Below are 25765 nucleotides of genomic sequence, written 5' to 3'. Positions count from 1 at the left end.
AGTAGAAGGTATCTGAGTACGTTCTTCGACAGGTTGGCAGTGATTCCGGATGTGGGTTGGGGGAGAGTAGGAGTGTGAGGGAGAGTGAGAGAGTGAGAGAGTGCGAGAGTGGGAGAGGCGCAATTCCCACTTATTGATTGTCTATTGCTTGTGGATGCGATCGAGCAAAAAAAGAGCCCCGAAAATCCCGACAAAATGGGCAACAGTGGCGTGAGTATTGGCGAGTACCACAAATATATCTAGGGGCTGAATAAATCGGCCCAAATCAACTGCGGCACCGAACAACGCTTGCGGCTGAGCTAGAGATTTGGCTAAAAGCGTGCCGCTGATGGCTTCGGCGCCGATCAGCGTCAGCACCATTCCCGATAAGTTGCTCCAAAGTGCCAGCCGCACTTCTTTGATGGTGTCTGCTTTTTTGGGACGGACTGCGTTAGCGGGCGATCGCAGTTGTCTCGACAAGCGGGTGAAGCGGAAAGAGCGATATACGCTGTAAGCGAGTACGGCCAGCCCGCAAATGGCAAAAAATACGCCGCCGCCGGTGCCGGCACTGGTTGAACCCGCAGCGGCGGTAGCGCTGGGGATGGCGAAGGGAATGGCAAAGAGCAAAATTATCGCCGCTACCACCGCTAGCACTAACTGTACCCAGAAGCAAACCCAGCCTGTTGTACGTAGGGCAAAGGCTACTCGCTGTACGGCGACAGGAAGCTTATCGTTATCTAACTGATTAGTCATATTTTGAGCGGGTATAATTAATTGGCATTAGTTGGCAGCAGTTTTTTCTCTTCGGGGACGGTTGACGGCGGTTAACCCTCTTTATAATATAAGTAGCAATGTTTAAGATTTGTAACTAACATTGGATTTCACATTTGAATAGCGTCGATCGCCAGGTACCCAAAGCAATGACACAACTACAACCCACGGTCACTCCCAAACTGGAACAGCCAAAGTTTGGCTTCAACAGCTACGCGGAACGCCTTAACGGTCGAGCCGCGATGATCGGTTTTTCTCTAACTTTAATTATCGAGTATGTCACAGGCCAGGGCTTGCTGTCCTGGTTAGGTCTCAACTAATTTTAGCAATGGCGCGGTCAGCCTTACACTTTGTCTTGACTCTTCCTGCAGCGGGTGTGACTTCTGCTGACCGCGACAAATTCGGGAATTGATTAAAATATTAATTACAAACAAGCCCAGCGACTTCTCTGTCGAGAGAAATCTGTTCCCGAATGCAATAGCTGGCTTTTGGAGGTATATATGGGGTGGAATTTTGATTTGACAAGCTTGGCAATTTTGCCTCGCTCCCGTACAATTCCCCACAGGAGAGAAGATTAATTTAGGTAAAGCTAGTCTTTGAGCTAGAAATCCCGATCGTTCCGCCAACTCTAAGTTTTAGAGCTTGTAAATAAATATAGAACAGAGTAAAACCAAATGAATGCTTCGTGGACGCGACTTTTGAGGTCAGCTTACCGTAAAGAGCCAATTACCAGCTTTGTTGTGACAGTGGGCGTTGTCGATGCAGCCATCGGCAGCATCGGTGCGAGTGGCTCTTTATTGGCTTTTGGGCTTGGCACCGCTGGGGTGGCGATGGCTCTCCGCTGGTGGCAATTTTACCGATCTGGAGCCGAACAACCCGCACCTGCTCCTGAATACTATCTTCCTCCTCAGTCTTCTAGACCTCAGTTGCCCGTGCTTAACGTGTCTAAAAAAAATCCTCCTTATTAAGATGACCGGGCAATGGTGACTGGGCGATGTGCCGATCGACTCCCTGGATCTGAGGCACTACAAAGATAGAGCAAGAAAGTCTTTCGATCTTGGATGCTTGGTTTATGAATATTTCTGTTGCCGAGAAACTGTACAAAATTGGCTCTGTAGCTGCCTGTAGTGGTTTGTCGGTGAAAACTGTTCGTTACTATGAGGAGATGGGCTTGCTGTCTCCTGCGGTAAAGCGCTCGCCCGCTGGTTATCGCTTGTTTGGCGAAACCGTATTCAACAGGTTGGCGTTTATTAAACGCTCTCAGGCTCTGGGTTTGAGCCTTCAGGAGATTAAGGATATTTTACAAGTTCGCGATCGGGGAGAGTTGCCTTGCTCTGAAGCGAAGCAGCATCTCACGGCTAAGGTAGAGGAAATTTCCGTGCAAATTGCAGCCTTAGAAACTTTGAAGGGGGAGTTGCAAGGCATACTCAACTGCTGGCAAGAGCAACCCTCGGAGGCGAGCATTACTAGCACGATTTGTCCGAACATTCAGCGGGATTGAGCAGCGGAAAGATACAAAAAAAGGGAAGGAATTATTGGTTTCCTTCCCTTGATGGTTTGGTTGGTGGTTTTGTCGATCGTGTTGAGCTTTTAACTGTTTTCGCAGAGTTTGCTGTTGCTTTTTGAGTTGCCGAGCTCTGGCTGAGCCGCCTTTACCTTTGGAGTTTCTACCCTCGCTGCGGGGAGACTCCCAACTTTTTAGTCTCATATTTTTCATTGTTTGCACTACTTCTACAATACACCGCCAGATTTTCACTGTCAAGTATTTTTTAGAGCGATGTTTCGTAGTATGAACTGTTGACTGATGGGGATTTGCTACAGACATAGGGATTGTGCGCCCATTGCTTGCGGCTGGTTACGCCTACAGGCTTTTTGACAATTTGGGATGTAAGGGCGATCGCATGATTTAATCATACTTGTATGCTCAGTAATTAATTAATGAGTGGAATTAATCGCCAAATCACTCTTGACAGCAGGCACATTGCTAAACACTTTCCAGACGCGCCACAAATGAGAAGACTGCTTTATAAAGGAGGTGCTGCTCATATTTTTAACGATGAGGCTACTATGAATCAGGTAGCTCAAGCCATAATAGAAGATGGAGAATTTACAGGTACGATTCGGGGATACGATCGTTATGGTATGTTTTTTGCTGAATCAATTGGTTATAGAGTTGACCCGGATGGTAGCCGTCTTTTACTTTACTACGGAGAGATAAAAGTTGATGCAGAAAACCGATACCACGTTACGCCTCGAAGCCGATTTAGTGAAGAATAACTGGGAATTTACAGAGGTATGGATCGATCCAAATCTTTCACCGCCTTATCTGCTTTTGTTACTAAGTGACGCTGAGGGAAATTGTCGGATCTACAATCCGGCTGAGGGTTATAAAGTTGTGTTTTCTAGTCAGAGTTATGATGAGGCGCAGTATTGGCTTTTAGAGGATGAGTATGAACCCGTAGAAGGGCGACTGAGTGTGTCGGAGTTAGTTTGAACAATTCATGTAGGGGCGATTCCCTACGGGATAGCTGCGCTTCACGCACTTTGTGACAATTTGGGATGTAAGGGGCGATCGCTATTTCATTACGATCGCGATCGACCCCTACAAGCTACAAAAACTCATCTACTGGGAAACCCGGTTATTCTCACTTATAAATTAGCTATAAACTCATCAGGTGTGACCTTTGCTTGCTTTAGAATACCGCTGAGAGTACCAATTTTAACTCGCGGTGGAGTGGCACAACGCAAACAATTTCTCCGTCTGGAAGAGGCTTTTTAAGGACAACGTGGCTACCCGTTTGTCTGGCTTGATAAAAGTCTAAACGCTCTAGTACGCGAATTACTTCTAGGCTTGATATTCTGGGCAACCTAGGCATAGCTAACCTCTATGCTAGTTACAAACCTGGGAGTGATTTCGTCGGGTAAAGGACACTCTTCGAGATAGAGCCTTGTAGCTTCTTTGAGATTAGCCATCGCTTGTTCTATGGTTTCGCCTTGGTCAATTGTGCCGACTTCTGGACATTCGGCAATGTACATATCTTCTTCTTTGTAAATGATGACTGTGAAGCTTTTAGTTTTCATTATATTTTTGCTTTCAGCATCAGAGGTTGCTTAGTTTCTATTTCCTAGTTTATCTTGGATGTAATTTTTTTGCAAGTACAGGGGAAGAGGCGCGATCGCACTTTGTGACAAGTTGGGACGTAAGGGCGATCGCTATTAGGTCATTATTCCGCACTGTGTGCTACAATTATTTAAGTCAGCTTTAAAAACTGCCATGACCCAGACTACCTCAATAACAACTGAATATCAAATAACTGTAAGTTCTCCAGTCTGGCCAAGAGTAGAGCAAATTGCCGGAGAATTTAACTTGTCAGTTTCTGAACTATTGGAACAGATAGGCGAAGGTCAACTGAAAGTTGTTGCGGTTCCAAGTAATGCGGAAAAAATCAGCGATCGAGATATTGCAAATGCTTTCATTTGGTTAGCCGCGCAAACTGATGTAGCAATCAATGTCTACAAGCTACAAAAACTCCTGTATTACGCTCAAGCTTGGTATTTAGGAGTTTACGGCAAGCCACTCTTTGATGCAGATTTTCAAGCCTGGATTCACGGGCCGGTGATTCCTGATTTATTAGAGAAGTATCAACGCCAATTTAGCTGGGAACCTATTACAGAGAAAATCGAACAACCGAAACTTCCCCAAAAAATTGGGGAATTTATCGAAGAAGTTGCGGAGGCATATTTTGAGTATGATGATGAAACTTTGGAACGAATGATTTGCAGTGAAATGCCTTGGCTAGAAGCGAGAGGGGATTTGCTGAGAGACGAATCTTGTCATGGGATTATTTCTCAGGAATCGATGACAAAATATTATTCTGGTCGTGTTTTCTCTAAATAATCTAAGTGAGGGGCGATCACGCTTTTTGACAGGGATGTAAGGGCGATCGCCTGTCAGAGAAACCGGCTTAAGTATTATTCACCCTCATTGCTAATTAGCCTAAAGGATGAGTTTCAGCATCAAAAAAAACTAATTTACTTGCCTCGTCAAGTTTTTTATGTAGTTCTGCTTTTATGTGAATAATTTCTTCCGGTGACTTATTGCGACTGATAGAAATAGCTATAGGGCTAGGCTTTGCTCTTTTTATAGCATCCACAATATGCTGCTCACTGTCCCCAAGTGAATGTTCAAATACAACAAGCGCTCCTTTGTGCTGTGCAAATTGAGCATAGGCGAATGAGAGGTAATCAGAACTATATATAGACTTTAGTTTATCTTTTGCATCTCCTTCTGCAATCAACAGAGGTACAGTTCCCCCACTCCATCCTTTGCCAAATGAATCAAGGAGGTTTGTGTTTTCTTCTTGTTTGCGTTTGATTGTTTGTCCTGACGTGCTTCGATCAAGATGCAGCCCACCATGAAGGTAAAGGATTTTTGTGGCGTCTCCGTGAATTTCTGTGTTAGTAATGTCAAAATAATTATTCGCTTTCGTTTGAAAGAAATAATCCTTAAATCCATCTCCATCTGATTCGGACATAACTGCCCAATAAATTAGTAAATCATAGTTGGTGCTATAAACGAATTTATAATTTAGCAGTTCTCTTCTGATGTTGTTTAAGACACCACTCTCTGTTGCATTTTTCCAGGGAATATGTACACTTCTGACAGCATATCCCAAAGCTGATTTAATGCTCTCGTATCGCTCTTTTATAACTGAATAATCTTTATCTAAAAGTTTATTTATCATTCTAGCAGTCGAAAGGGCGAGAAGAACTTTCTCAAAGTTTTTAGTTTCCAGGGCTTTAAATAAATCTTGATCTTCCTTTGAGAGCGGATGCTCACTTGCAACGCAAGCTTTTTCATAAAGTGATGGATATTGAAATTTCCCCCAAACTGCACAGCTAAACCCATTTCCGAGTAAAATACCACTACCACTGAAGTCATTTTTTATATCTTGCCATGATAAAAGTTTTTCATCATTCATAGTTACTAAACTCCTATAAAATCTATTTTTTGTTGAGAAATACAATACTTAATGTATCTGCTGTCTCAACTATAGATTATTGCCTAAGTTACCAAACTTGTCAAGCCATATAAAGTCATCTTTAGTAGGTTGTTTATATCCTAACTAGGTCATAAAAAATCACATTTAGTTGGTTGCTACTGAAACAGCTATATACCGAATTATTTTTAGCTTTTTCTTGGTTTATTTATCTGTAGCATCTAAACGTTTTTGGAGAGGAACTTTATCAATTACATTCAGGAACTGAGGACAATATACTTTTATAGCCGCTCCTTGTATCTCTCGTTCTACCACAAATAAATCTATATTTTCTCGCTCACTCATGGTTCCGTTTTCTAGAGATTTCATATATCTATTCAGTTGTCTATCGTTGTAGGCACGGAATAATTCTTCTTCACTCATACCTTTTGATAAGTCACTGCAATACTCTATACCATATTGTTTTGCTCTCTCAAAGGTATATGCTTCAAACATTTTTTTGTATCCTTCTTGTTGGGACTTTTTCGGGTAGCTATCAAAGGAAGCGTATACTTCTCTTTGAAACTTCGCATCTTTATTCAAAAATATCCCACTAACTATTACCACCGCTATAAAGATAATAGCGATTGTCATCGTTTTTTTGTTTTTTATAATGTACTTGTTGTCTTTGATAAAAACTAAACTTTGTTCATACAGTTTACTGATTATTGGATGACTAAGCAATGTTGTTTGGAGAAAGTTTAAAGCTGACTGAGCTAGTTGTTTGGGCGTATTTTTGTCTGGAATTTTCGCTTTAAAACCTGAAGCTTGATTATTCACGCTTAATTTCGCTGGACTTGATGTCAACTGTACTTGCGCTATCTCAAACTCTCGATTCCACACCGGAAAATCCTCCCCCACCTGCTGCCCGTAAACCTTCACAGAAGCGATCGCCCCCGCCTTCAAATTCGTCAACTCCCTGCGGACAATCCTGATAGAAACCTCCTCATCAGGAACCCGATCGCCCTCCAGCATCACCTGTAAACAACCATCTTGCAAACTCGCAGTCGCACTAATCCCCTTATTCTGTAACGGAATATTTAACAGACTGGCGAGCGCCTCCACATCCCCAAGCTTAGCTCGTTCCTTCAAACTAAGCTGATTTGACTCCGTATTATCACTAGAACTTGCCTGCGCCTGTGTGACATTCGCAACAGGTAAATTTTGCCCCGCCATTTCAAACTCTTGACTCCACGCCGGCACTTTTGCGCCCGTCTGTCGCCCGTAAACCTTCACTTTCTCAATCGATACAGCCCCCAAACCAGCGATCGACTTACTCACCCACGGGGCCAAGACTTGCTGACTAGGCGCTTCTGCCGATTCCAGCATCACCTGTAAACAACCATCCTTAAGGGAAGCTGCGGCGGTGATGCCCTTGGCTTGTAGCTGGCGGTTCAGCAGAAGCGCGATCGCCTTTGCATCTCCCTGTTTCGCGATTTCCAAAATATTCGGTTGTGTCATAACAGGTAGATAACGGTAGCGCTTAGCAAAACGTTTTGTTGTCTTAAGTATAAATTCTTTCCTAAATACCAAAACTTGTCAAGCCATATAAAGTCATATTTAGTAGTTGTTTTCCATCCCAACTAGGTCATAAAAAGTCACATTTAGTTGGTTGGTAGCGAAAAAGTCATATTTAGTTGGGTTACAATCAGGTCAACCCCTTGCATCTCCCTGACCGATGGACGTTGAAGAAGCCTTAGAATTTGTTGACCATCTAGCTTTGACTACTACGGGAAAACATTTAGATAGTCTGCAAAAAGCTATATTACGCGGTGCTTGGGACAATCAGAAATATAAAGAAATTGCACAGCATTACAACCGTTCAGAGAAATACGTTAAAGAAGTTGGCTTTAAATTATGGAAACTTCTATCAGTTGCATTAGGTGAGCAACAAGTATCTAAAGCAAATTTTAGAGCCAAACTGGAAAATTTACAAGCTTCTAATATTGTCTCACTCGTCGGGAATGGCTGTATCCATATTGGCAACATCTCTTCTGAAAGTTTGCCCTCCCCAGAAGTCTCACAATCTGAACCGCAAGACAAGAATAAATTTAACGAAAAAACAAGCAATTCCGAACATAAAGTACATTTAGATTTAGCTGACGCACCAGAACCCAACCTATTCTATAACCGCACATCCGAACTCACCACCCTCGAAAACTGGATTTTAGGCCGCACCCGCCTCATCACCATTTTAGGCTTATCCGGTATTGGCAAAACCGCCCTTACTCTCCAACTAATCTCACAAATTCAACACGAATTCGATTACATTATCTGGCGAAGTCTCCGCAACTCTCCACCCCTCGCATCACTCCAAACCGACTTAATTAAATTCTGTAGGGGCGGTGCCCCCGTACCCGTTCCCTATCCCGAAGAAACGTCAACCACGGGGGGATTGCCCCTACTAGAATATTTACGATCGCACCGCTGTCTCATCATCCTCGATGATATCCAAACCATCTTCAGCAGCCAACAACTCGCAGGAAATTACCAACCTGGATATGAAAATTACGGCGCATTCTTCAAACAAATAACAGAATCATCCCACAACAGTTGCTTAATCCTCCTGAGTTGGGAAAAACCCAGAGAAATCGCCGCCTTAGAAGGCGAAAACCGCCCCTGTAAATCGCTGCAACTCAACGGTTTAGGCCCCGAAGCACAAGAAATATTCAGAGAAAAAGGTTTAGCAGAACCGGACAAATGGTCAGAACTGATCGACCTTTACCGAGGCAATCCCTTATGGTTAAATATAGTTGCCACATTGATTCAAGACTTATTCGGCGGTAGCGTTTCCGAATTCCTCTCCTATGATACCCTATTCTTAGGAGACTTAGAATCACTCCTGCACCAGCATTTCGATCGCCTAACCGCACCCGAACAACAGGCGATCGCATGGCTAGCCAATACCCCCGAACCAGCCGACATCTCAAAAATACCAGAAAACCTGCAACTATCACCGCCAGAACTCTTGAAAGTCATGCAATCTTTAGGACGACGGTCATTAGTTGAAACAGTAAAACAAAATGGGCGATCGCACTTTACGATCGGGCCAGTAATCAGAGAGTATATAACAAACAAAAAATGAAAATCGCCACCTGGAACGTCAACTCAATCCGCACCCGCATAGAACACGTTACTAGCTGGTTGCAAACAAACTCCCCAGACGTTCTCTGCCTCCAAGAAACCAAAGTTACAGACAAAGACTTCCCCCTAGAACCCTTCATCAACATCGGCTACAACTGCTACATTTCCGGTCAAAAATCCTACAACGGCGTAGCCATTTTTAGCCGATCGCCCCTAACGCAAATCAGCACCGGATTTGCCCCCCTTCTCGGCGACGAAACCACAGGTATTTTTGACGAACAAAAACGCTTAATAGCCGGGGTTATAGACGATATTTGTATTATTTGCGTATACGTTCCCAACGGTTCCGAAGTTGGCAGCGAGAAATATGAGTACAAGCTAAAGTGGCTCAAACTGCTGCAAGAATACCTCAAAATAGCACTAGATAAATCCCCCAAATTGTGCATTTGCGGCGACTTCAACATCGTCCCGGACGATCGAGATATCCACAATCCCACAGCCAATGCTAACTCTGTCGGCTTGTCTGTTGCCGAACGCCTCGCACTAACAGAAATCATAGAATTAGGATTAAACGACCCCTTTCGCAAATTCACCACAGAAGGAGGTCATTATAGCTGGTGGGACTACCGCGCCGCCGCATTTCCACGCAACAACGGCTGGAGAATCGACCACCATTATCTCAGCCCTCCCCTGTACGAACAAGCAAAAAACTGTACAATAGACATTGCTCCCAGAAAATTAATCAAACCCAGCGACCACGCCCCCGTAATTGTCGAAATTTGATTTATAAGTTATAAGGTTAATAACAATTGACATCTTGCCCCATTCTCAATAAGCCTGGGATGGGCGGGCAGGATGCCCACCCCACAAGAAAATTCAATCTTTGTGGAACAGGCATCTTGCCTACTATTGAGAAAAGTGCAATATGTAAGTAACAACCAACAACTAAAAATCATGTTCTTAGTAACCGGAGCAACAGGCGCACTAGGCCGCCGAATTGTACGAGAAATCAGACAGCAAGAGAAGCCTGTCCGCGCATTCGTTCGCCTCGCATCTCGCTACTCAGAACTAGAAAACCGAGGCGCCGAGATTTTTATCGGCGACTTAAAACAAGACAAAGATATTAAAAAAGCCTGCCAAGGAGTGCAGTACATCATCAGCAGCCACGGTACCGGCGGCGACGTTCAAGCAGTACACTACCGCGCTAACATAGAATTGATCGACTGCGCCAAAGAAGCGGGAGTGCAGCACTTTGTCTTTATTTCGGTACTGGGAGTCGATCGAGGATACGAAGATTCCGCAGTATTCAAAGCCAAGCGAGAAGTAGAAAAATACCTGCAAAACAGCGGATTGAATTATACAATCTTGCGGCCGGCAGGTTTTGCTTCCAGCTTGTTACCGCTAGCAGAAAGATTTCGAGAAACCGGACTTTACCTGCTGATTGGCGACGGCAAAAACCGCACCTCTGTTGTCAGTACCGACGACTTAGCAAAGATTGCCGCCGACTCGCCAACAGTCGAAGGCGCCCGCAACCAAATTCTGCGAGTCGGTGGCCCGGATGTGCTGACAAGGGATGACATTCCCCGCATTTTCGGACGGATATTCAAGCGCGAACCGATGGTAATCAACCCGCCGCTGGTTGTGTTTGACGGTTTGAGAAATGCCTTGGGTTTATTGAATCCTCAAGCTCAAAAAGACTTAGGAACTTTGCGGGTATTGCTGGGTAACGAGTATTTCTGCACTCCCGAAGAAGTGCAAAACTTGGAATCAACCTATGGCATCAGAATGGAATCCTTAGAAAGCTTTCTGCGGCGCAATTTGAGCGTCTAAAGTGCTGCTAGTAATTCTCGTTACCAGGCTCTGCCTGGTAATGAATATCGGGAGGCTATGCCTCCAAACTCTTGTCTCATTTTAATGGAGACAGAGCATTCCTATATGCGTCTCCAGACCGTGCATGGAAACGAGCAAAATCTAGTGCCAAATCGCAACTGGAAACCATTTAAGCAGAAATAGGTAGTGGTTTAGCACCAATATAGCTCGTAGCGGCGATCGGGGGAGAAGTCGGCTTAGCAATCAAATAACCTTGAACCAAAGTTGCTCCCCGTTCCCGCACCCACTCAAACTCCTCCAAAGTTTCCACACCTTCAGCAACAGTTTTAATTTCTAATTGAGCGGCAATTTCTAACATCTTTTCCGTAATGAGTGCCTTATAATAATCTTGATGGACGTTGCGAATCAATTGCATATCCAACTTAATAAAATCTGGACGCAGTTGGTGCATCAAATTTAAATTAGAAGAACCGCTGCCAAAATCGTCCAGGGCAATTAAAAATCCCGCCTCTCGGTAAAACCTTAGAATATTAATCAAGTGAGCGATATCAGGAGGATGCTGAGATTCCGCTACTTCAAAAACAATATTGCTGTGAGGAATTCCCGCTTCATCAATAGCCTGTACAGTTCTTCGCAGGCACGTAGCGGGCTCGTAAACTGAAGTGGGAGAAAAATTAATAAAAAGTAGTTCTTTAATATCGTAAACATGGGCTTCGCGGATAGCGCGAGTCCGGGCTAAAACATCTAGTTGAAAAATTAGGCCTGCTGATTCTGCTTGGGAAAAAATCCGACCCGGATAAATTAAGTTTCCTTGCTCGTCAATTCCTCGGAGCAGCGCTTCGTGGGCAAAAATTTTAGAAGTATCTGAGGTATAAACAATTGGCTGAAAATGTGTAGTAATGCGTTCTTCGGACAATAAATCTAACAGCCAATCCGAGTTACTCAAATTAATAAAAGAGTCTAAGGAAGTGCTGCGATAAAAATCGCTGAATTGTGGCTGTTCAACTTCGCGCATCCACAAAACTTTTGTCTCTTTCAACTCTTGAGTTGTCAGCGCCGATGATGCTAGGGTGTTAAACTTTTCTTTGGCTATTCCCTCAAGCATAATGTACAAACACTTGCTCTCTTCTAACAGCCGGAATTCAAGTTCAGCCTTGGTTAGTGCAGAAATAACCTTGGTCAGGGTGTGCGATACTGGAAACCACAGGTATAGACCTCCCCTGCCCTCTATTCTGGCGGGTAATGTTTCGCAGCGAGAGCAGGAGCCGAAGGCTTTGCCACTTTTTTGCATTGGAATATCCTCCGGTTTGTGGGTTAATTTGATAACAGCTAGCAATTAAATCTTATTATAAGCTCATTCATCTATTAATACATATATCTGAAGATGTAAAATTTAATAAAATTGTATTTAAGAATTATTGCAGTATGTATACTTGCCTTCGGTTTCAAACCTTAGCAAAATTTTTCAGCATTGAGCAAGTACGTGTTATTAAACACAGTCCCAAACCCTCACAGAGTGAGAACGCCAAGACTTGCTCTCTACTCTCTATTGCTGCTCTGATTCTTTACGCCTTATTCTCTAATTCCATCTGCCCAAAACAGTCGCTACAGTTGATTTTTTGGTAAAGGCAAATTAACACGCCCGTGAAGCGCAGCTACCCCGTAGGGAATCGCCCCATCGACTAATTTATGCGTACCACAAATATACACACCCGGACGATCGCCCAAAACACACTCACTTGTTGGGGCATATCCAATTTAATTTTATAATCGGGATGACAGGATTTGAACCTGCGACCCCCTCGTCCCGAACGAGGTGCGCTACCAAGCTGCGCTACATCCCGAAATTAGTCACTATATTTTAAGGGTATCACATTCAAGTTAAAATTTAGCAACCTCGTATATAATGATTTGTAAAATACTACTCAGGCGGAGACAGACGTGACAGTTAAGCCCCAGTGGTTGCGAGTTAAAGCCCCCCAGTGGGAGCGCGTCGGCAACGTCAAAGAAATTTTGCGGGATTTATCCCTGAATACGGTTTGCGAGGAGGCGTCGTGTCCGAACATCGGCGAATGCTTCAACGCAGGTACTGCTACATTTTTGATTATGGGCCCGGCTTGTACCCGCGCCTGTCCTTACTGCGACATCGATTTTGAGAAAAAGCCCCAACCATTAGATCCCACAGAACCCCAAAGATTGGCGCAAGCGGTGCAGCGGCTCAAACTCAACCACGTAGTGATTACCTCTGTCAACCGGGACGATTTGCCGGATGGGGGCGCGTCTCAGTTTGTCGAGTGCATTCAAGCAGTGCGATCGGCGATGCCCGATACAACTATAGAAGTTTTGATTCCCGACTTGTGCGGCAACTGGCAGGCTTTAGAAATCATTCTCGCAGCCCGGCCAGAGGTACTCAACCACAATACCGAAACCGTAAAGCGACTTTACCGCAAGGTGCGGCCGCAAGGAAAGTACGATCGCACCTTGGAACTATTGCAGCGAAGCCGCGAACTCGCACCTGGGGTTTACACCAAATCCGGCATCATGGTGGGACTGGGAGAAACAGACGCCGAAATTCGAGAGGCGATGGAGGACTTACGGGCTGTCGGCTGCGATATTTTAACAGTTGGACAGTATCTGCAACCGACTCAAAAGCACTTGAACGTAGAAAACTTTGTGCCTCCAGAACAGTTTGATGCTTGGAGAAAGTTTGGCGAATCTTTGGGATTCTTGCAAGTTGTCGCTTCTCCCTTAACTCGCAGTTCCTATCACGCCGAACAGGTGAGGGAACTGATGAAACTTTACCCACGCTAGCCATTTTAATTTGAGTTGACTCCCGCCCGATCGCACCATTCTCACTAAAACCAGATCAACCCGGTAACAGCGAGGAAAAACCTGCGCTTGATATGCAGGCCTTGGGCAAAAAAACCGGTTTCAGATGCTGGTGTTCGGAGGGTGATGTTAAGCGGGAAGCAGCAGCCAACAGCCATTGGTGACAAGTTAAGACTTAATTGCATTTGTCAATCAGTAATACTACTCAAAAAAACTGCTTTTTTAGGAGTGGAAAATTTACGATTTGAGACGGAGTAGGTATAAATATAATGGGAGGAATGATTCCTCGATCGCCCCCATCTCAGTTTTATGCCCAAAATCAGAGTAAATGTTGAGCCTAGTTGCTGATGGACAAATGCTTTCTTAGCTTAACTTGTTACCAATGGCCAACGGCAAAAAAAATATCAGCCGATCGCCGCCTCAAAGTCGCGACTTAGGCAAAAGAGATCCCGAAACCGGGTTTCTTGCTCAAACTTCTAGGTTTTAATCCAGAAATTTGAGGAAGAAACCCGGTTTTTGCGTCAGTCAATAACTCGGTACTGCGGACTATAGCAACTCTGAAGCTCATATGCTGTAATGGATTAAACTTCTGCGCTCGCAGCAGCGTATTTAATCAAGAGCGCCGAGTTATATAAAGTTTTATTAAAAAAATAGCTAATTTTCCGAAGTGATCGGGAACCAGCTTATTGGTGATGAAGATTAACTTAACTTCTGACTAACGTCACTTGTTTCTAGCCAGTCACTATCTATACTAGCTACATAAACAAAGAAGTACAACAGACTTTTCGGGCCTTCAACCTGTTACATCAGAAAGTTCTTAGCGTTTTCCAGAATCTTGGTAAAACAAGTGGGGCAGCAAAAGTTCGATCTCTCCAACAGCAGAAAAGTCAGGAAAGTTAGTAAAGAAACACAAAGCGGTGATGCTTCGTCTTAACCAAGTGGGCATCTTAATTATAAATAACCGCTAAGCGTAGCATCTTTTCACCCGGAGCAACTGAGAAAATCACTATGCCAGCCACCTCTTTTTACGCTGAAGCTGAATTCGACGAACAACTGCGAGTCAATCCCTTGCAAGGTGATGTGTTGGATGAAGATGCTGAAGAAGCTGGAGACGAACTGCTCGACCAAGACCCAGCAGAGACAGAAGATGCAGACCCAGCAGCCAAATTGCAAAAAAATGCCAACCGTCGCACTACAGATTTAGTGCGCCTGTACCTCCAAGAAATAGGTCGGGTTCGTCTCTTGGGTAGAGACGAAGAAGTCTCGGAAGCTCAAAAAGTTCAGCGCTATATCAAATTGCTGGAATTACGCAACACCGTCGCCTCCCAGGAAGAAGGGCTAATTGGGCGCTTTGTGCATTTAATAGAAGTGCGCGATCGGTTAGCAGCACAGTTGGGACATAAACCTTCCCTGGAACGCTGGGCATTAACCGCCGGTGTCGATGACGTGCCAGAACTCAAGCGAATTATGTCCGAAGGCAAGCGCCAGTGGGCCGAGTTAGCCGAGATGACGGTCGAGATGATCGAAAGAATTCAAGCTGAAGGCGTCGAAGCTAAAGACCACATGATTAAGGCGAACCTGCGCCTGGTGGTTTCGGTGGCGAAAAAATATCAAAATCGCGGTTTAGAATTGCTCGACTTAATACAAGAAGGTACTCTCGGACTGGAGCGAGCTGTAGAAAAGTTTGACCCGACGCGGGGCTATCGGTTTAGCACCTATGCCTACTGGTGGATTCGGCAGGGAATTACGCGGGCGATCGCCACTCAAAGCCGCACCATTCGCCTCCCCGTCCACATCACCGAAAAACTTAACAAAATCAAAAAAGCCCAGCGCAAAATTTCTCAAGAAAAAGGTCGGACAGCTACGATCGAAGACATCGCTGTCGAGTTGGACATGACGACCTCCCAAGTCCGAGAAGTTTTGCTGCGAGTTCCCCGTTCTGTTTCTTTGGAAACTAAAGTGGGCAACGAAAAAGATACAGAGTTAGGCGACTTGCTCGAAACCGACAGCATCTCCCCAGAAGAAATGCTGATGCGAGAAGCTCTGCACCGCGACTTGCAGCAACTGCTGGCAGATTTGACCAGCCGCGAGCGAGATGTAATTCTGATGCGCTTTGGTTTGGGTGACGGACACCCCTATTCGCTGGCAGAAATCGGTCGCGCCCTCGACTTATCCCGCGAGCGGGTGCGCCAAATTGAAGCCAAAGCTTTGCAAAAACTCCGCCAACCCAAGCGTCGTAACCGCGTCCGCGACTATCTGGAGTCTCTGACTTAAATTGGATCTGTCAGTTAGCGCGATTAATCAGGGAGCAAGGCATTTGGCACTTGTGCAGAAGGCATGAGGCATTCGGCAGAAGTAACAATATTTACTTCTAAACAACTTCTCTGTCCTCTGCAGCAAGTCAATCGATTTTAGATTTTAGATTTTAGATTTTAGATTGAAGCATTGATCCCACGGATAAATCCGGGGCTTGTATCCTGGATGCTTTCAGTCATAAAGCTTGTTAAAAGTCAAAAAATATCAAAAACCAAATTTTTTCCTCAATCTTTTTTCAATAAGCTGCGATATTTGCAAAATATCTCGATCGTTGTGTATTATTGTCAATAGGCAGACTTTCTTGAGAGGGTCACTATGGCACTTTATACCGCGTCCTCATTCAAATCCGAACTCAATGACAAAGGCTGGCGGATGACTCCCCAACGGGAAACCATCTTGCACGTGTTTCAGAACCTCCCCAAAGGTAATCACCTAAGTGCGGAGGATTTGTACACTTTGTTAAAAAATCGCGGAGAAAACATTAGCTTGTCCACCATTTACCGAACTTTAAAGTTAATGGCAAGGATGAGCCTCCTCCGCGAACTCGAACTAGCAGAAGGTCACAAACACTATGAAATAAACCAGCCTTACCCGCATCACCACCACCACCTAGTCTGCGTTCAGTGCAACAGAACGATCGAATTTAACAACGATTCGATTTTGAAAATTGGCATGAAGCAAGCTGAAAAGTCTGGGTTGCACCTGCTAGACTGCCAGCTAACCATTCATACGGTGTGCCACGAAGCTTTGCGGATGGGATGGCCGTCTTTGGTTTCCAGCAATTGGTCTTGTCCGAGGTCGATCGCCCAGAACGGCAGCAGCGCCCCGGATTCAATCGAGTGACAGTACACTATTTTCGCATTTTAAGTACAGCTTGTTACAAGTTTTAACAAAAATCGGTAGCCCAAGTGCGATCACAGTTACGCAGAAACCGGGTTTCTTAAGAAAAATACATCATTTCAGGAATGAGTCCGAAATCAGAAACCCGATTTCTTTGATGTAGGGTCCGCAAGCCTGGGGCTAAAAAGTTTGGCTCAACAAATCGTCGCTGCTGACCCCGTAACTGCGCTGAGCTCGATCGAGGGCGTCTCTCGTCGGAGTATCCAAAACTCCGCTGATCGAGCCTGTGTAAAAGCCGAGGTCTTGCAGCCGCCTTTGTAATTGCTGAATGCTCGATCGAGAGTTCAAGCTAGTGCTAATGGGAACAGCAGGAACAGCTACCCGCCCAGCTAATCCGTTTTGGAGCGCAGCCAAAGTCGCCGGAGTGGCAATACCCGTCGCCGGTGACAAATTGCGTTCCTGCTGAAACGACAGCACCGCAAACTCGGTCTCCGCTCCAAATACTCCGTTCACTGGGCCGGGGTTTTTGCCCAGACTGCTGAGCGCAGACTGAAGCTGTCGGACAGCAGGCCCAGTATCGCCCCGTCGCAGACCAGTGGCGATTTGCGGCACAGGTGCTTCTGCCTGCCTGTTGCCTTGCCGCAAAGCCGATCGAGTGCTGCGATCGACCCTTCCAGTCCCGAACAGCCCGCTATCCCTCTGAAAGCGGATCAAAGCTGCTTGAGTTGGTCGATCAAACCAACCGTGAATCTGGCTCCTGTAATAACCCAATTCTTGCAGCCGCCGCTGCACAAATTCTACTTGTCTGCCTCTGTCGCCCAACTCTAGAAAATCTCCGGCATTACTCTGTTGGTCATCTTTTTCAGTCCCTGAGGTAATTTCAGCTTGCCTCATCTGGGCATCGATAGCCGTCAAAGTAGCAGTATCAGCGCAGCCGTCAGAAACGAGATTGTAATCTTGCTGAAAACGAGTCACAGCGTAGAGAGTGCGTTCGCGAAACTTGCCGTCAACGCCACCTTCAAAATAGCCCAAAGCTTTTAATTGCCGCTGGATCAAGTCTACCGTCGCCCCTCTGTCTCCGAACCGCAGCCCCTTGCAACCGCCATTCCCCGAAATATTCCCAGGAAGCGTAACGGGGGGAACGGGCCTGGTGGAACCAAACAGCAAAGCTAAAGTTTGCCTATCGGCAACTCCAGTCACCCGCAGTCGATTAATTCGCTGGAAGTATCTAACCGCATTTTGAGTAACTTCGCGAAAACTCCCTGTGGGATGCGTGCTGAAGTAGCCTAGCTGCTTCAACCTGCGCTGGAGAGCCGAAACATCTGCACCCGCGTCTCCAAAACCCAGTTCCCGATAATTGGTATAAATAGTTTTAAAAGGTCGATCGTCATCCCTGGCCAAACTGTTGAGTGCGATCACAGTAGCTCGATCGGGCCTGCCACTCAGCGACAGTTGATAGTCTCGCTGAAAGTTAGTCAGAGCTTGTTTAGTAACCGGGCCGAGTTGACCAGTCGAAGATCGGGGAAAATAGCCGAGATCCCGCAACCTGTCTTGAACCGCTCGCACATTCGGATAAACCGGATCTATTTGAGCAAAAGTCGCACCGGCTGCACTCAAAACCGACAGCATCAAAGCCAGAGACAGCAAACGGACGTAAGTCTGACTCGATAGGTTTTGCCACTTGGGCTCATCCAAAATTTTCGACTCTGCGGGTGCTTCGCAAACAAGAGCAAGTTCGAGGTAAGCAAGAGATTCCATAATTTTTTAGTGTGAAATTGTGGGTGGGTTGTGTGAGCAAACTGCCAAAAATGATTTTTGGCACGCTTGGCTTTGATTCTATCAACGCTAAGTTCTACCTGGAAAGCGCGAAGCACCCGTTTTTATAAAAAATTTACCGTCAAAAATAATTACAGGTAACAACCAAGATAGCATCGCTGCTTCTAGAGAGGCGAGACTCAGCAAAAAAGTTTGCAGGCACATCTTAGCCTTTGAGGCAGAAAGAGAATAAGTTCTGGGGTAGTGCTGGCTAATATTTTATCTGGCTGCAGCAGAAATTACCACCAGACTTGCGCGCAGGCTGTCATCACCTTAATTTGTTGTCTGGTAAAGAGCCTGAAATCGCAGGTTTTTTGTTAAGAAACGCGACTTCTTCATGTTGCCAATGCGCCTAGGAAAGTAGCGCTGATTAACCAAAAAACTAGCCACTAAAAATCCCCGCCCTATTTGCAAATAGGGCGGGGATTTTTTGATAAGTTGACATTGTATTAAAAAATCTACGATCGCTTAAATTAAGCCGAACCGATCGCAAATTACAGCTACTCCCGCTGCAAAAACAGTAATTGCGATGGCTACCAGCGGGTTTTGCCCTCTGCTAACCGCAAAAGAGGTAACGACCCCAGCTCCCAAAGCCGCAGTAACAGCAGCAGTCGCCAAATCTCGATCGGGACGTTTGTCGTACATATTTTTTATTGTTGGTAGCTGTTAAGCTCAAAACTTACATCTTGTAATCCAAGCTACCACTCTTGCCTCTGCGGCGGTGACAACAGCCTGCGTTTTGCAACTAACCTTAAAATTTTGCTAATTTTCTTAACATACTCTCCTGAATAACCTAAGTTAGGATTATGTATTTTCGAGTTTTTATGTTGAGTTTTAGCTCTTGAAACCTTTTGTCTGCTGGGCTTTTATGTCCAATTCAGGATTTTGCAGAGGCGATCGCACCTGCAGTCTCAGCGCATCAAACTGCAATCTCAACTATCGTAAATAAATTTAACTTGACTTTTTCAAATAAATGTGTTTATCCCTATTGCCAACAATAGAAAGGAAAAAACCCGGCGTTGGTGAACAATTTTCACACTGCGATTGCTTGGCTGCCCTCACAATGAGATGAGTATATTTGTTGTCTAACTACTATCTAAGTTTTATTCGCCCTCAACTTTTTCAGTATTGCCGCCTTTGACCCAACCTTCGCGATTGTCATCCTCAATCCGAATTCGCTGCCACTCTTTGTCGGGCGACTCTTCCAAAACTACGACTCTTTCCTTGTAACCAACACCGCCAATGCGGTTCGAGTCTCGGCTACCTGTATCCCGGAGAATTAAGCCGATCGGCTGAGTCACCAGAGCTCGGTAAGCTCCCGGTTCCAGCGGTTTGGGAGACGGGGCATCGCTAGATGTAGAAACAGGGCTAGCCTGGGCTGTTGACTGCGGCGCAGCGCCCGCAACCTGAGCTGGTGTTTTGTCGTTGGGAAAAACAGGTTTTTCGGGCACAGTAGTTAGCTTAGCCGCAAAGTAAAGTGCAGCAGCCACGCTAGCACCTGCCATCAGGACGATCGCGAGCAGAAAACCCACTAAAAATTTGAAAACGCTATATACACTGTTCATAAAACCGCAAATGAAGGAAGAAGGAAGTTCGGCAACGGATTCTGTAACGGATGTAACGGATGTCAGGTAGAAGGAAGAGGGCAGAAGAAAGAAGGAAGGAGGAAGAAGGCCGAAGGCAGAGGAAAGGAGCAAGAAGGCAGAAGGCAGAAGGAAGAAGGTTGACTGTTGACTGTTGAATGTTGACTGCTGAATGTTGAGTAAAATCTGGTAACTGCCAACTGACAACTGGCTACTAACTACTGACTACTGACTTCAAAAGCTTAACCTTGAATCCGGCGGCTCAGACTGCCGTATCTAGAAGCAAGGCGAGCTTTCCCAGCAGCGGCCCAATCTTGGAGAAACTGAATTTGTTCTTGAGCCGTTCTGGCTAAGGGCACCATTTGACTAGCTGATTCTAAAATATCATCTGTTGTAAAGTCTCGATTTTGGCTAAACCCAATGTGCATTGCTTCAATCAAAGTTTGCTCGATTTCGGCCCCTGAAAAATCTGGAGTTTCGTAAGCCAAGCGCTCTACATCGTAATTTTTGATGCTGTGCGATCGCAACCGCAACAAATGTACCTCAAAAATCGCCCGCCGTTCCTCCTGGCTGGGCAAACCGACAAAAAATATTTCGTCAAACCTGCCTTTTCTCAGCATTTCTGGCGGCAAAGACTGGATGTTGTTGGCTGTTGCTACCACAAACACCGGCGAAGTTTTTTCGGCCAACCAAGTAATAAAAGTCCCGAACACCCGGCTGGTTGTCCCGGAATCCCCTTTACCGTCTAATCCCGAAAAAGCTTTGTCAATCTCATCAATCCACAGCACGCAGGGGGCCAAAGCTTCCGCTAGCTGAATCATTTGCCTGGTGCGGGATTCAGATTCCCCGACTAATCCGGCAAACAAGCGCCCGACATCCAACCGCAGCAAAGGCAAATGCCAGTGGTGGGCGATCGCCTTTGCTGTTAAGGATTTTCCGGTTCCTTGAATTCCGACTAACAACAAACCTCTGGGATGCGGCAAACCGTATTGGCGGGCTCGTTCGGAAAAAGCACCGCCGCGCCGCAGCAGCCATTCTTTGAGATTGTCCAAACCGCCGATATCGGAAATATTTTCGCGGGCTGGGTAAAAATCCAGAATTTGAGTTTGGCGAATTGTTTGGCGCTTTTCTTCTAAAATGAGTTCCGCGTCGTCGGAATGGAGTTCGCCTCTGGTGGCGATCGCCTTTGCCAAAACTCGGCGGATTCGTTCGAGCGACAGCCCTTGACAGGAGCGCACTGTTTCGTCCAGCAAACGCCCTTCAATGGCTTGTCCGGTAGCCCCTAATAGCCTTTCTACCTCTATTTTGATTTCCGCCGCCGCAGGCAGGGGAAACTCCAAAACTGTCATCACTTCGCTGAGGTCTTCCGGGATCGAAATTAGAGGAGATACGATGACAATATTTTTGGGCACAGATTTGAGGAGTCTCGCCAAATTCCGCAGCTTGCGGGAAATCGAGACATCTTCCAAAAACCGCTGAAAGTCGCGCAGAATAAAAATTGCCGGCGCGGAGGCGGGCAATTTTTCGAGAAATTCCAAAGCTTGCAGCGGGTTGCGCTTGCCAAAACCGGCATCGTTGGGATTGCCTTGGTAGCCATCAACAAAATCCCAGATGTAGACAGCGCGAGAACCCTGTTTTTTGGCGCATTGGGCGATCGCCGCTTCTACGCGCTCTTCCTCCCGTGTCGGAATGTAAATGAGGGGGTAGCGCGATCGCAGCAGTAGTTCAAACTCGTCGCTAAAAATAGTCATTAGTTATTATTCAACTGACTAAGGCAATTGCCGTTTAAGTGCTTCCAGAGACGCCCAGCGACTGTCTGAGATTGTTTCTGAGCTTTCTGTATTTGCATCATCAGTTAAAGAAATTCCCGGACATTCAGTATCGCATATCTGTTTGTGCGGCAGTTCCAAACACATTTGCTCGTACACCCAATCGCCCGGAGAGAAATAGCCACCTGGGGACAAATTTTCCACCAAATCTTCTAAAGCAACTTCTATTTCTGCTGAACTTGAATCTGTTTGATTTGCTGTTTCTTCGAGCCAGATTAGTTCAGATGAGTTGAGTGCCAAACGATGATTGTATTGTTTCAAGCATCTGTGGCAGGTGAGAGTAACAATTGTTTCTGCTTTCGCCTTCACCTCAAGATAATTCCCTTGGTGAGTCACTTGCAGTCGCCCTCGCACCGGAGTAAGAGTTTCTAAGTCGGGGATAAATTCTTCAAAATCAATGACCTCTTTCCGCTCTGTTTTTGTGAGTAGATGAGGGATATAAATTGTCTCCATAATCTTTTGCCTTCCTACTTCTTGAATTCAAAGGTGAAAAGGAATAGTTAATTTTTAACTTCTTCCTTCTTCCTTCTTCCTTCTTCCCTCTTTAGCGTCAGCGCAGCCGCACGACCAAACGCCGATCTGGTTCTTGTCCTTGACTGTAAGTTTCTATATCCTCACATTCGCTCAAAAAGCTGTGGACTTGACGGCGTTCTGCCGAAGACAGCGATTTGAGTTCAAATTCAACTCCCGTCGATCGCGCTTGATATGCTGCGTACTCTGCCATCGATCGCAATTCCTCTTGGCGGCGGATGCGATAGCCATTTAGTTCAACTGTATAAGGAATTGACTCCTCTACTTCCTGACCTATATTCTGAACCGTATTACAGAGGTACTGAATGGCATCTATTACATTACCGTCAGGCCCGAGTAAAATTGCAACTTGTTCTGGAGTCAGATTGCTTTCATCTATTGTCATCCAATAGCAATCTTTTTGTTGTTCGCATACCACTTTTGACGGAAGGGCGGACAGTTGTAACAATTCTTCTAACCATTGCTGTCCGCGCTGCATTTTAGAGTCTTTCATTGTTGTTAAAATCAAGCCTTTTTCTTGGCACGCTTTGGCTCAAAGGGAAGGGCATCTAATCCTTGTTCTTTTTTGGTTTTCGCCTCTGCTTCGTCCACTATTTTTTGGAGGTTTTCGGGCAGCGGTTCTCGCGACAAAATAAACGATTGAACTGTTTGGAAGATGTTAGCAATGAGCATATACATCAACACGCCGGCGGGCAGCGGGAAGAACAAAAACATCCCTGAAAATATGACTGGCGTCAGTTTGTTGACTGTAGCCTGTTGGGGGTTGTCGTTTGGTCCTTGTGCTTGTCCCGAAAGAGTTTGGTTGATATACAAACTGATGCCGAAGCCCAGGATCATCACCAAAATATCCCAGTGGATTGTACCGTCTGGGTCGATCGCGCCAACGCGGCCTAGGGCTTCAATAAACAGGAATCCTTTGTTAGTAGCCAATCCGGGGATTGTACCTTGAACTGTGGCTTCACCGGGCGCTAATGCCGTGATGTTTCCCTGTTCATCTACCTTGATCAGATCTTCGCCTTTGATGACTTTCCAGCCGGGTTCAAAGTCGATTTCGCTCTTATTTTCTGCAGCTAAAACTTTGAGAGGTTTGCCCTCTGGGGTTTGAAAATTAATCTTGGTTGTGTCGCCGACTGCGAGTTTGTCGCCGCCTGGAATTACGCCCACAACTGGAGCATGAAAAGTACCTGTGACGTAAATATTTTGTGGCGGTGTAGCAAAAGCTTGCGGTTGAACAGTTTCGATTTGTTCTTTCGGCAAAACTTGAACGTTGACGCTGTAATTTATGTCAGAAAACGGCGAACCCCGGAGCGTTGCAAACAGTGCAAACAGCACTGGCATTTGCAGCACCAACGGGAAGCATCCTGCTAGAGGATTACCAAATTCTTTGTATACTTTGCTCATTTCCTCCTGCTGTTTTGCAGGATTTTCTTTATAGAGTTTTTGAATTTGATCTACTCGCTCTTTCATCAATGGCTGCGCTACTTTCATGCGCCGCATATTGCGAAGAGAGCCTGCGTTGAGAGGATAAAGAGCAAAGCGAATCACGAGCGTCAGAGCTACGATCGCTAAACCGTAGCTTGGCACGATCCCGTAGAAAAAATCTAGGATCGGGAGCATGAGGTTGTTGGAGAGAAACGAGATACCGAAATCCATTCGCTTTGAGTTAATTTAGGTGCTCTATGTTTGCTGTTGAGAACTATTTTTACCCGCTTAACGCGAGCCGCCTCAATTTTCAGGGTTTTGTCTCTATCTTAGGACATTGCCCGTCGATCTACCGCCCGGTCTGCGGGTTTGTTGTAATTAGTTTGCCAATACTCGCACTCACTTTACCCTGATTTGAGGGCGAAGCGGTTCGGTTATTTAGCTTGGGCCGCGTTTGCTTTTTGAGCTGCTGCAGGCAGTTTTTCGTTAATGTAGTCATACATTGCTCGAAATTTCGGCATAGCTCTGAGTTCCAAGCGGCTGCCATTTTTCATGGTGAGCACCATGTCTCCGTAAGTCCCGAAACCGCGAGGTACTGTGACGATTTTGACTATATCTGAGTAGATAACGTCTGTCTGATCGCCCCCCATCCAACCGCTAGTTACGGACACTCGGCGGCTCGTGATCCGATATCGCAGCCACAGAGCCCGGACAATTGCTCCTACTGCTAGGGGGATTCCCACCACAGTCAGCCCCAAGAGTAAATTGAGGATCAAGTCTCCCGGCGCGGGGCCGCCTTCATAATATACTTCCTCTCGAATTCCCATCTAGTACCTCGGCTTCTACCAACAACTGCTCTAATTCTTGCAGAATTTCTGCATAATTGCACTCTTGTGCGATCGGACGCACGACAATTACTAAATCCCACCCGAATTTTAATCGGGGCAATAGGTGTCGCAAAGCTGCCCGAATCTGACGCTTAATCCGGTTGCGGACTACAGCGCGTTTGCTGACTTTCAGGCTGATGGAAATGCCTGTGCGAGTGGGTTGCAAGGATTTTTCGGCTGTTGGTTTCGCAAATTCGGCGCTTTTTGGTTTACGCAGAGCTCTTAAGCTGAAATGGGCCGAGTTACGGCGAATTCCCTTGCGGTATACGGCGCTGAAGTCTTTTCGGTGCTTAAGTCGGTTTGTATCGGGCAACATGGCGTAGGGCGATCGTTGAGGCCTCCCAACCTTGATGCAGTGCTAGACTGCGAGGCGGTGGCGACCTTTGCTGCGGCGAGCTTTGATTACCAATCGACCGGTTGCGGTACGCATTCTGGCGCGAAAACCGGATGTTCTTTTTCTTTTGCGGCTGGTTCCGTGCAGGGTTTGCTGTGTCATTTTGATTTCTCCCGGCTTGTTACTTTACTTTTGATTAATATTCACAATCTTCTAGTTTACCATAGAGTGGTTTTCTTGGCAATAAGATTTTTCTGAGTTGATATGTATTGAGAGTAAGAGTGAAGTTGCGGTATTTTTGTATTATATTAAGTATTATACCGAAACGGCGATACAATTATAAGTTACACAGACAAAGCCATCTTCTACTTAAAGTATTTCTATTCCTATTTGCTTTCGCCTTAGATAGCGGTTTAGTTAAAATTGTGAAAAAAGCTCCATTACCGCAATGACAAATTTACCTAATTTACCTAAACGTACAGACGCTCAGAGAATTGGTGTAAGTGCTGCTGACCTTCTTAATTCAGTTTTCACTAAGTTTTGTAATGTTCATCCTGTTCAACAAGATCGGGATATGGGGATTGATTTCATTTGTGAGCTTATACCAATTTTATGTGAAGTTGCATATAATAGAGAGATAGCTTGTATGGTGCGTTTATGAGTCGTAGTTTAAAAA

General features: G+C 45.6%; 28 protein-coding genes, 1 tRNA gene and 1 pseudogene. 13 read left to right on the top strand and 17 right to left on the bottom strand.

What is annotated here, in order from left to right; translation table 11 throughout:
* Nucleotides 1-141: 141 nt before the first annotated feature.
* Complete coding sequence (locus QUA04_RS14955; RefSeq protein ID WP_333258125.1) at nucleotides 142-732, bottom strand: DUF3611 family protein; 591 nt, start codon at nucleotides 730-732, stop codon at nucleotides 142-144.
* 167 nt (nucleotides 733-899) lie between these two features.
* Here QUA04_RS14955 and QUA04_RS14950 point away from each other — a divergent pair, with 167 nt between their 5' ends.
* From QUA04_RS14950 to QUA04_RS14930, 5 genes are all read left to right on the top strand, one after another.
* Nucleotides 900-1070, top strand: coding sequence for a hypothetical protein (locus tag QUA04_RS14950; protein WP_172186391.1), 171 nt, complete (start codon nucleotides 900-902; stop codon nucleotides 1068-1070).
* Nucleotides 1071-1424: 354 nt separating this feature from the next.
* Complete coding sequence (locus tag QUA04_RS14945) at nucleotides 1425-1718, top strand: hypothetical protein (protein WP_190663686.1); 294 nt, start codon at nucleotides 1425-1427, stop codon at nucleotides 1716-1718.
* A gap of 104 nt (nucleotides 1719-1822) precedes the next feature.
* On the top strand, nucleotides 1823-2251 hold the full coding sequence (locus QUA04_RS14940) for a heavy metal-responsive transcriptional regulator (protein WP_333258124.1): 429 nt from the start codon (nucleotides 1823-1825) through the stop codon (nucleotides 2249-2251).
* A 437-nt stretch (nucleotides 2252-2688) separates the two neighbouring features.
* Nucleotides 2689-3027, top strand: coding sequence for a DUF6972 family protein (locus QUA04_RS14935; protein WP_333258123.1), 339 nt, complete (start codon nucleotides 2689-2691; stop codon nucleotides 3025-3027).
* On the top strand, nucleotides 3017-3244 hold the full coding sequence (locus QUA04_RS14930; protein ID WP_445242328.1) for a hypothetical protein: 228 nt from the start codon (nucleotides 3017-3019) through the stop codon (nucleotides 3242-3244). Before QUA04_RS14935 ends, QUA04_RS14930 begins: the two co-directional genes overlap by 11 nt.
* Before the next feature lie 199 nt (nucleotides 3245-3443).
* Here QUA04_RS14930 and QUA04_RS14925 read toward each other — a convergent pair whose 3' ends face one another.
* Both QUA04_RS14925 and QUA04_RS14920 read right to left on the bottom strand, forming a co-directional pair.
* Nucleotides 3444-3626, bottom strand: coding sequence for a type II toxin-antitoxin system HicA family toxin (locus QUA04_RS14925; protein WP_333232473.1), 183 nt, complete (start codon nucleotides 3624-3626; stop codon nucleotides 3444-3446).
* Nucleotides 3619-3831: a type II toxin-antitoxin system HicB family antitoxin gene (locus QUA04_RS14920; protein ID WP_333258121.1), complete on the bottom strand. Its 213-nt coding sequence runs from the start codon at nucleotides 3829-3831 to the stop codon at nucleotides 3619-3621. Before QUA04_RS14920 ends, QUA04_RS14925 begins: the two co-directional genes overlap by 8 nt.
* Before the next feature lie 193 nt (nucleotides 3832-4024).
* Here QUA04_RS14920 and QUA04_RS14915 point away from each other — a divergent pair, with 193 nt between their 5' ends.
* Nucleotides 4025-4648: a type II toxin-antitoxin system antitoxin SocA domain-containing protein gene (locus QUA04_RS14915; RefSeq protein WP_333258120.1), complete on the top strand. Its 624-nt coding sequence runs from the start codon at nucleotides 4025-4027 to the stop codon at nucleotides 4646-4648.
* Between the two features lie 94 nt (nucleotides 4649-4742).
* On the opposite strand, the gene QUA04_RS14910 is transcribed toward QUA04_RS14915, so the two are convergent.
* Together QUA04_RS14910 and QUA04_RS14905 are read right to left on the bottom strand one after the other, a co-directional pair.
* Entirely contained in the window at nucleotides 4743-5732 is a 990-nt protein-coding gene (locus tag QUA04_RS14910; RefSeq protein WP_333258119.1) for a DUF4917 family protein, read from the bottom strand.
* A gap of 222 nt (nucleotides 5733-5954) precedes the next feature.
* Nucleotides 5955-7250, bottom strand: coding sequence for a hypothetical protein (locus tag QUA04_RS14905; protein ID WP_333258118.1), 1296 nt, complete (start codon nucleotides 7248-7250; stop codon nucleotides 5955-5957).
* A 217-nt stretch (nucleotides 7251-7467) separates the two neighbouring features.
* Between QUA04_RS14905 and QUA04_RS14900 the strand changes: the two genes are divergently transcribed.
* The 3 genes from QUA04_RS14900 to QUA04_RS14890 all read left to right on the top strand — a co-directional run bounded on the left by QUA04_RS14900 (nucleotide 7468) and on the right by QUA04_RS14890 (nucleotide 10703).
* Nucleotides 7468-8874, top strand: a complete 1407-nt coding sequence (locus tag QUA04_RS14900; RefSeq protein WP_333258117.1) for an NB-ARC domain-containing protein — start codon at nucleotides 7468-7470, stop codon at nucleotides 8872-8874.
* Nucleotides 8871-9656 carry an exodeoxyribonuclease III gene (gene xth, locus QUA04_RS14895; RefSeq protein WP_333258116.1) on the top strand — a complete coding sequence of 262 codons (786 nt, stop codon included), beginning with the start codon at nucleotides 8871-8873 and terminating at the stop codon, nucleotides 9654-9656. Before QUA04_RS14900 ends, xth begins: the two co-directional genes overlap by 4 nt.
* Before the next feature lie 171 nt (nucleotides 9657-9827).
* Nucleotides 9828-10703, top strand: coding sequence for an SDR family oxidoreductase (locus QUA04_RS14890; RefSeq protein ID WP_333258115.1), 876 nt, complete (start codon nucleotides 9828-9830; stop codon nucleotides 10701-10703).
* 169 nt (nucleotides 10704-10872) lie between these two features.
* Here the strand turns inward: QUA04_RS14890 and QUA04_RS14885 are convergent, their stop codons facing one another.
* The gene (locus tag QUA04_RS14885) at nucleotides 10873-11994 is read right to left on the bottom strand and encodes an EAL domain-containing protein (RefSeq protein ID WP_333258114.1); all 1122 of its coding nucleotides are present in this window, start codon (nucleotides 11992-11994) and stop codon (nucleotides 10873-10875) included.
* 479 nt (nucleotides 11995-12473) lie between these two features.
* Nucleotides 12474-12547, bottom strand: a tRNA-Pro gene (locus tag QUA04_RS14880).
* Nucleotides 12548-12638: 91 nt separating this feature from the next.
* Here QUA04_RS14880 and lipA point away from each other — a divergent pair.
* From lipA to QUA04_RS14865, 3 genes and pseudogenes are all read left to right on the top strand, one after another.
* Nucleotides 12639-13514 (top strand): annotated as a pseudogene (gene lipA, locus QUA04_RS14875) (lipoyl synthase); the annotation flags it as partial.
* Between the two features lie 1026 nt (nucleotides 13515-14540).
* Entirely contained in the window at nucleotides 14541-15806 is a 1266-nt protein-coding gene (gene sigC, locus QUA04_RS14870; RefSeq protein WP_333258113.1) for an RNA polymerase sigma factor SigC, read from the top strand.
* Nucleotides 15807-16163: 357 nt separating this feature from the next.
* On the top strand, nucleotides 16164-16691 hold the full coding sequence (locus QUA04_RS14865; RefSeq protein ID WP_006632310.1) for a transcriptional repressor: 528 nt from the start codon (nucleotides 16164-16166) through the stop codon (nucleotides 16689-16691).
* Between the two features lie 177 nt (nucleotides 16692-16868).
* On the opposite strand, the gene QUA04_RS14860 is transcribed toward QUA04_RS14865, so the two are convergent.
* From QUA04_RS14860 to rpmH, 10 genes are all read right to left on the bottom strand, one after another.
* Nucleotides 16869-18446 carry a peptidoglycan-binding protein gene (locus QUA04_RS14860; protein WP_333258112.1) on the bottom strand — a complete coding sequence of 526 codons (1578 nt, stop codon included), beginning with the start codon at nucleotides 18444-18446 and terminating at the stop codon, nucleotides 16869-16871.
* A 525-nt stretch (nucleotides 18447-18971) separates the two neighbouring features.
* Nucleotides 18972-19148, bottom strand: a complete 177-nt coding sequence (locus tag QUA04_RS14855) for a hypothetical protein (protein ID WP_006632312.1) — start codon at nucleotides 19146-19148, stop codon at nucleotides 18972-18974.
* A gap of 458 nt (nucleotides 19149-19606) precedes the next feature.
* Entirely contained in the window at nucleotides 19607-20068 is a 462-nt protein-coding gene (locus QUA04_RS14850; RefSeq protein WP_445242329.1) for an SH3 domain-containing protein, read from the bottom strand.
* Nucleotides 20069-20328: 260 nt separating this feature from the next.
* Nucleotides 20329-21837, bottom strand: a complete 1509-nt coding sequence (locus QUA04_RS14845; RefSeq protein WP_333258110.1) for an AAA family ATPase — start codon at nucleotides 21835-21837, stop codon at nucleotides 20329-20331.
* An 18-nt stretch (nucleotides 21838-21855) separates the two neighbouring features.
* The gene (locus QUA04_RS14840) at nucleotides 21856-22368 is read right to left on the bottom strand and encodes a YceD family protein (protein ID WP_333258109.1); all 513 of its coding nucleotides are present in this window, start codon (nucleotides 22366-22368) and stop codon (nucleotides 21856-21858) included.
* A gap of 97 nt (nucleotides 22369-22465) precedes the next feature.
* Nucleotides 22466-22939 carry a R3H domain-containing nucleic acid-binding protein gene (locus QUA04_RS14835; protein ID WP_333258108.1) on the bottom strand — a complete coding sequence of 158 codons (474 nt, stop codon included), beginning with the start codon at nucleotides 22937-22939 and terminating at the stop codon, nucleotides 22466-22468.
* An 11-nt stretch (nucleotides 22940-22950) separates the two neighbouring features.
* On the bottom strand, nucleotides 22951-24099 hold the full coding sequence (yidC, locus tag QUA04_RS14830; RefSeq protein ID WP_333258107.1) for a membrane protein insertase YidC: 1149 nt from the start codon (nucleotides 24097-24099) through the stop codon (nucleotides 22951-22953).
* 203 nt (nucleotides 24100-24302) lie between these two features.
* Complete coding sequence (locus QUA04_RS14825) at nucleotides 24303-24695, bottom strand: PH domain-containing protein (RefSeq protein WP_333258106.1); 393 nt, start codon at nucleotides 24693-24695, stop codon at nucleotides 24303-24305.
* Nucleotides 24667-25071, bottom strand: coding sequence for a ribonuclease P protein component (gene rnpA / locus QUA04_RS14820; RefSeq protein ID WP_333258105.1), 405 nt, complete (start codon nucleotides 25069-25071; stop codon nucleotides 24667-24669). Before rnpA ends, QUA04_RS14825 begins: the two co-directional genes overlap by 29 nt.
* A 42-nt stretch (nucleotides 25072-25113) precedes the next feature.
* A complete protein-coding gene (gene rpmH / locus QUA04_RS14815) occupies nucleotides 25114-25251 on the bottom strand; it encodes a 50S ribosomal protein L34 (RefSeq protein ID WP_006632320.1) in 138 nt (45 codons plus the stop codon).
* Nucleotides 25252-25537: 286 nt separating this feature from the next.
* Here rpmH and QUA04_RS14810 point away from each other — a divergent pair, with 286 nt between their 5' ends.
* Nucleotides 25538-25750 carry a hypothetical protein gene (locus tag QUA04_RS14810; protein ID WP_333258104.1) on the top strand — a complete coding sequence of 71 codons (213 nt, stop codon included), beginning with the start codon at nucleotides 25538-25540 and terminating at the stop codon, nucleotides 25748-25750.
* Nucleotides 25751-25765: the final 15 nt, after the last annotated feature.

The organism is Microcoleus sp. S13_C5, from assembly GCF_036700845.1.
Classification (GTDB): Bacteria; Cyanobacteriota; Cyanobacteriia; order Cyanobacteriales; family Microcoleaceae; genus Microcoleus.
The sequence above is the reverse complement of the archived record's forward strand: the minus strand, read 5'-3'. Positions and strand labels throughout refer to the sequence as shown.

Excerpts from the sequence above, each read along its gene's own strand:
- QUA04_RS14845 (WP_333258110.1), bottom strand. The coding sequence starts at position 21,837 with ATGACTATTTTTAGCGACGAGTTTGAACTACTGCTGCGATCGCGCTAC.
- QUA04_RS14910 (WP_333258119.1), bottom strand. The coding sequence starts at position 5,732 with ATGAATGATGAAAAACTTTTATCATGGCAAGATATAAAAAATGACTTC.
- QUA04_RS14850 (WP_445242329.1), bottom strand. The coding sequence starts at position 20,068 with ATGAACAGTGTATATAGCGTTTTCAAATTTTTAGTGGGTTTTCTGCTC.
- QUA04_RS14855 (WP_006632312.1), bottom strand. The coding sequence starts at position 19,148 with ATGTACGACAAACGTCCCGATCGAGATTTGGCGACTGCTGCTGTTACT.
- QUA04_RS14890 (WP_333258115.1), top strand. The coding sequence starts at position 9,828 with ATGTTCTTAGTAACCGGAGCAACAGGCGCACTAGGCCGCCGAATTGTA.
- QUA04_RS14835 (WP_333258108.1), bottom strand. The coding sequence starts at position 22,939 with ATGAAAGACTCTAAAATGCAGCGCGGACAGCAATGGTTAGAAGAATTG.
- QUA04_RS14950 (WP_172186391.1), top strand. The coding sequence starts at position 900 with ATGACACAACTACAACCCACGGTCACTCCCAAACTGGAACAGCCAAAG.
- xth (WP_333258116.1), top strand. The coding sequence starts at position 8,871 with ATGAAAATCGCCACCTGGAACGTCAACTCAATCCGCACCCGCATAGAA.
- QUA04_RS14825 (WP_333258106.1), bottom strand. The coding sequence starts at position 24,695 with ATGGGAATTCGAGAGGAAGTATATTATGAAGGCGGCCCCGCGCCGGGA.
- QUA04_RS14810 (WP_333258104.1), top strand. The coding sequence starts at position 25,538 with ATGACAAATTTACCTAATTTACCTAAACGTACAGACGCTCAGAGAATT.
- QUA04_RS14865 (WP_006632310.1), top strand. The coding sequence starts at position 16,164 with ATGGCACTTTATACCGCGTCCTCATTCAAATCCGAACTCAATGACAAA.
- QUA04_RS14885 (WP_333258114.1), bottom strand. The coding sequence starts at position 11,994 with ATGCAAAAAAGTGGCAAAGCCTTCGGCTCCTGCTCTCGCTGCGAAACA.
- QUA04_RS14945 (WP_190663686.1), top strand. The coding sequence starts at position 1,425 with ATGAATGCTTCGTGGACGCGACTTTTGAGGTCAGCTTACCGTAAAGAG.
- rpmH (WP_006632320.1), bottom strand. The coding sequence starts at position 25,251 with ATGACACAGCAAACCCTGCACGGAACCAGCCGCAAAAGAAAAAGAACA.
- QUA04_RS14940 (WP_333258124.1), top strand. The coding sequence starts at position 1,823 with ATGAATATTTCTGTTGCCGAGAAACTGTACAAAATTGGCTCTGTAGCT.
- QUA04_RS14905 (WP_333258118.1), bottom strand. The coding sequence starts at position 7,250 with ATGACACAACCGAATATTTTGGAAATCGCGAAACAGGGAGATGCAAAG.
- QUA04_RS14955 (WP_333258125.1), bottom strand. The coding sequence starts at position 732 with ATGACTAATCAGTTAGATAACGATAAGCTTCCTGTCGCCGTACAGCGA.
- QUA04_RS14920 (WP_333258121.1), bottom strand. The coding sequence starts at position 3,831 with ATGAAAACTAAAAGCTTCACAGTCATCATTTACAAAGAAGAAGATATG.
- rnpA (WP_333258105.1), bottom strand. The coding sequence starts at position 25,071 with ATGTTGCCCGATACAAACCGACTTAAGCACCGAAAAGACTTCAGCGCC.
- QUA04_RS14925 (WP_333232473.1), bottom strand. The coding sequence starts at position 3,626 with ATGCCTAGGTTGCCCAGAATATCAAGCCTAGAAGTAATTCGCGTACTA.
- QUA04_RS14915 (WP_333258120.1), top strand. The coding sequence starts at position 4,025 with ATGACCCAGACTACCTCAATAACAACTGAATATCAAATAACTGTAAGT.
- sigC (WP_333258113.1), top strand. The coding sequence starts at position 14,541 with ATGCCAGCCACCTCTTTTTACGCTGAAGCTGAATTCGACGAACAACTG.
- QUA04_RS14935 (WP_333258123.1), top strand. The coding sequence starts at position 2,689 with ATGAGTGGAATTAATCGCCAAATCACTCTTGACAGCAGGCACATTGCT.
- yidC (WP_333258107.1), bottom strand. The coding sequence starts at position 24,099 with ATGGATTTCGGTATCTCGTTTCTCTCCAACAACCTCATGCTCCCGATC.
- QUA04_RS14860 (WP_333258112.1), bottom strand. The coding sequence starts at position 18,446 with ATGGAATCTCTTGCTTACCTCGAACTTGCTCTTGTTTGCGAAGCACCC.
- QUA04_RS14840 (WP_333258109.1), bottom strand. The coding sequence starts at position 22,368 with ATGGAGACAATTTATATCCCTCATCTACTCACAAAAACAGAGCGGAAA.
- QUA04_RS14900 (WP_333258117.1), top strand. The coding sequence starts at position 7,468 with ATGGACGTTGAAGAAGCCTTAGAATTTGTTGACCATCTAGCTTTGACT.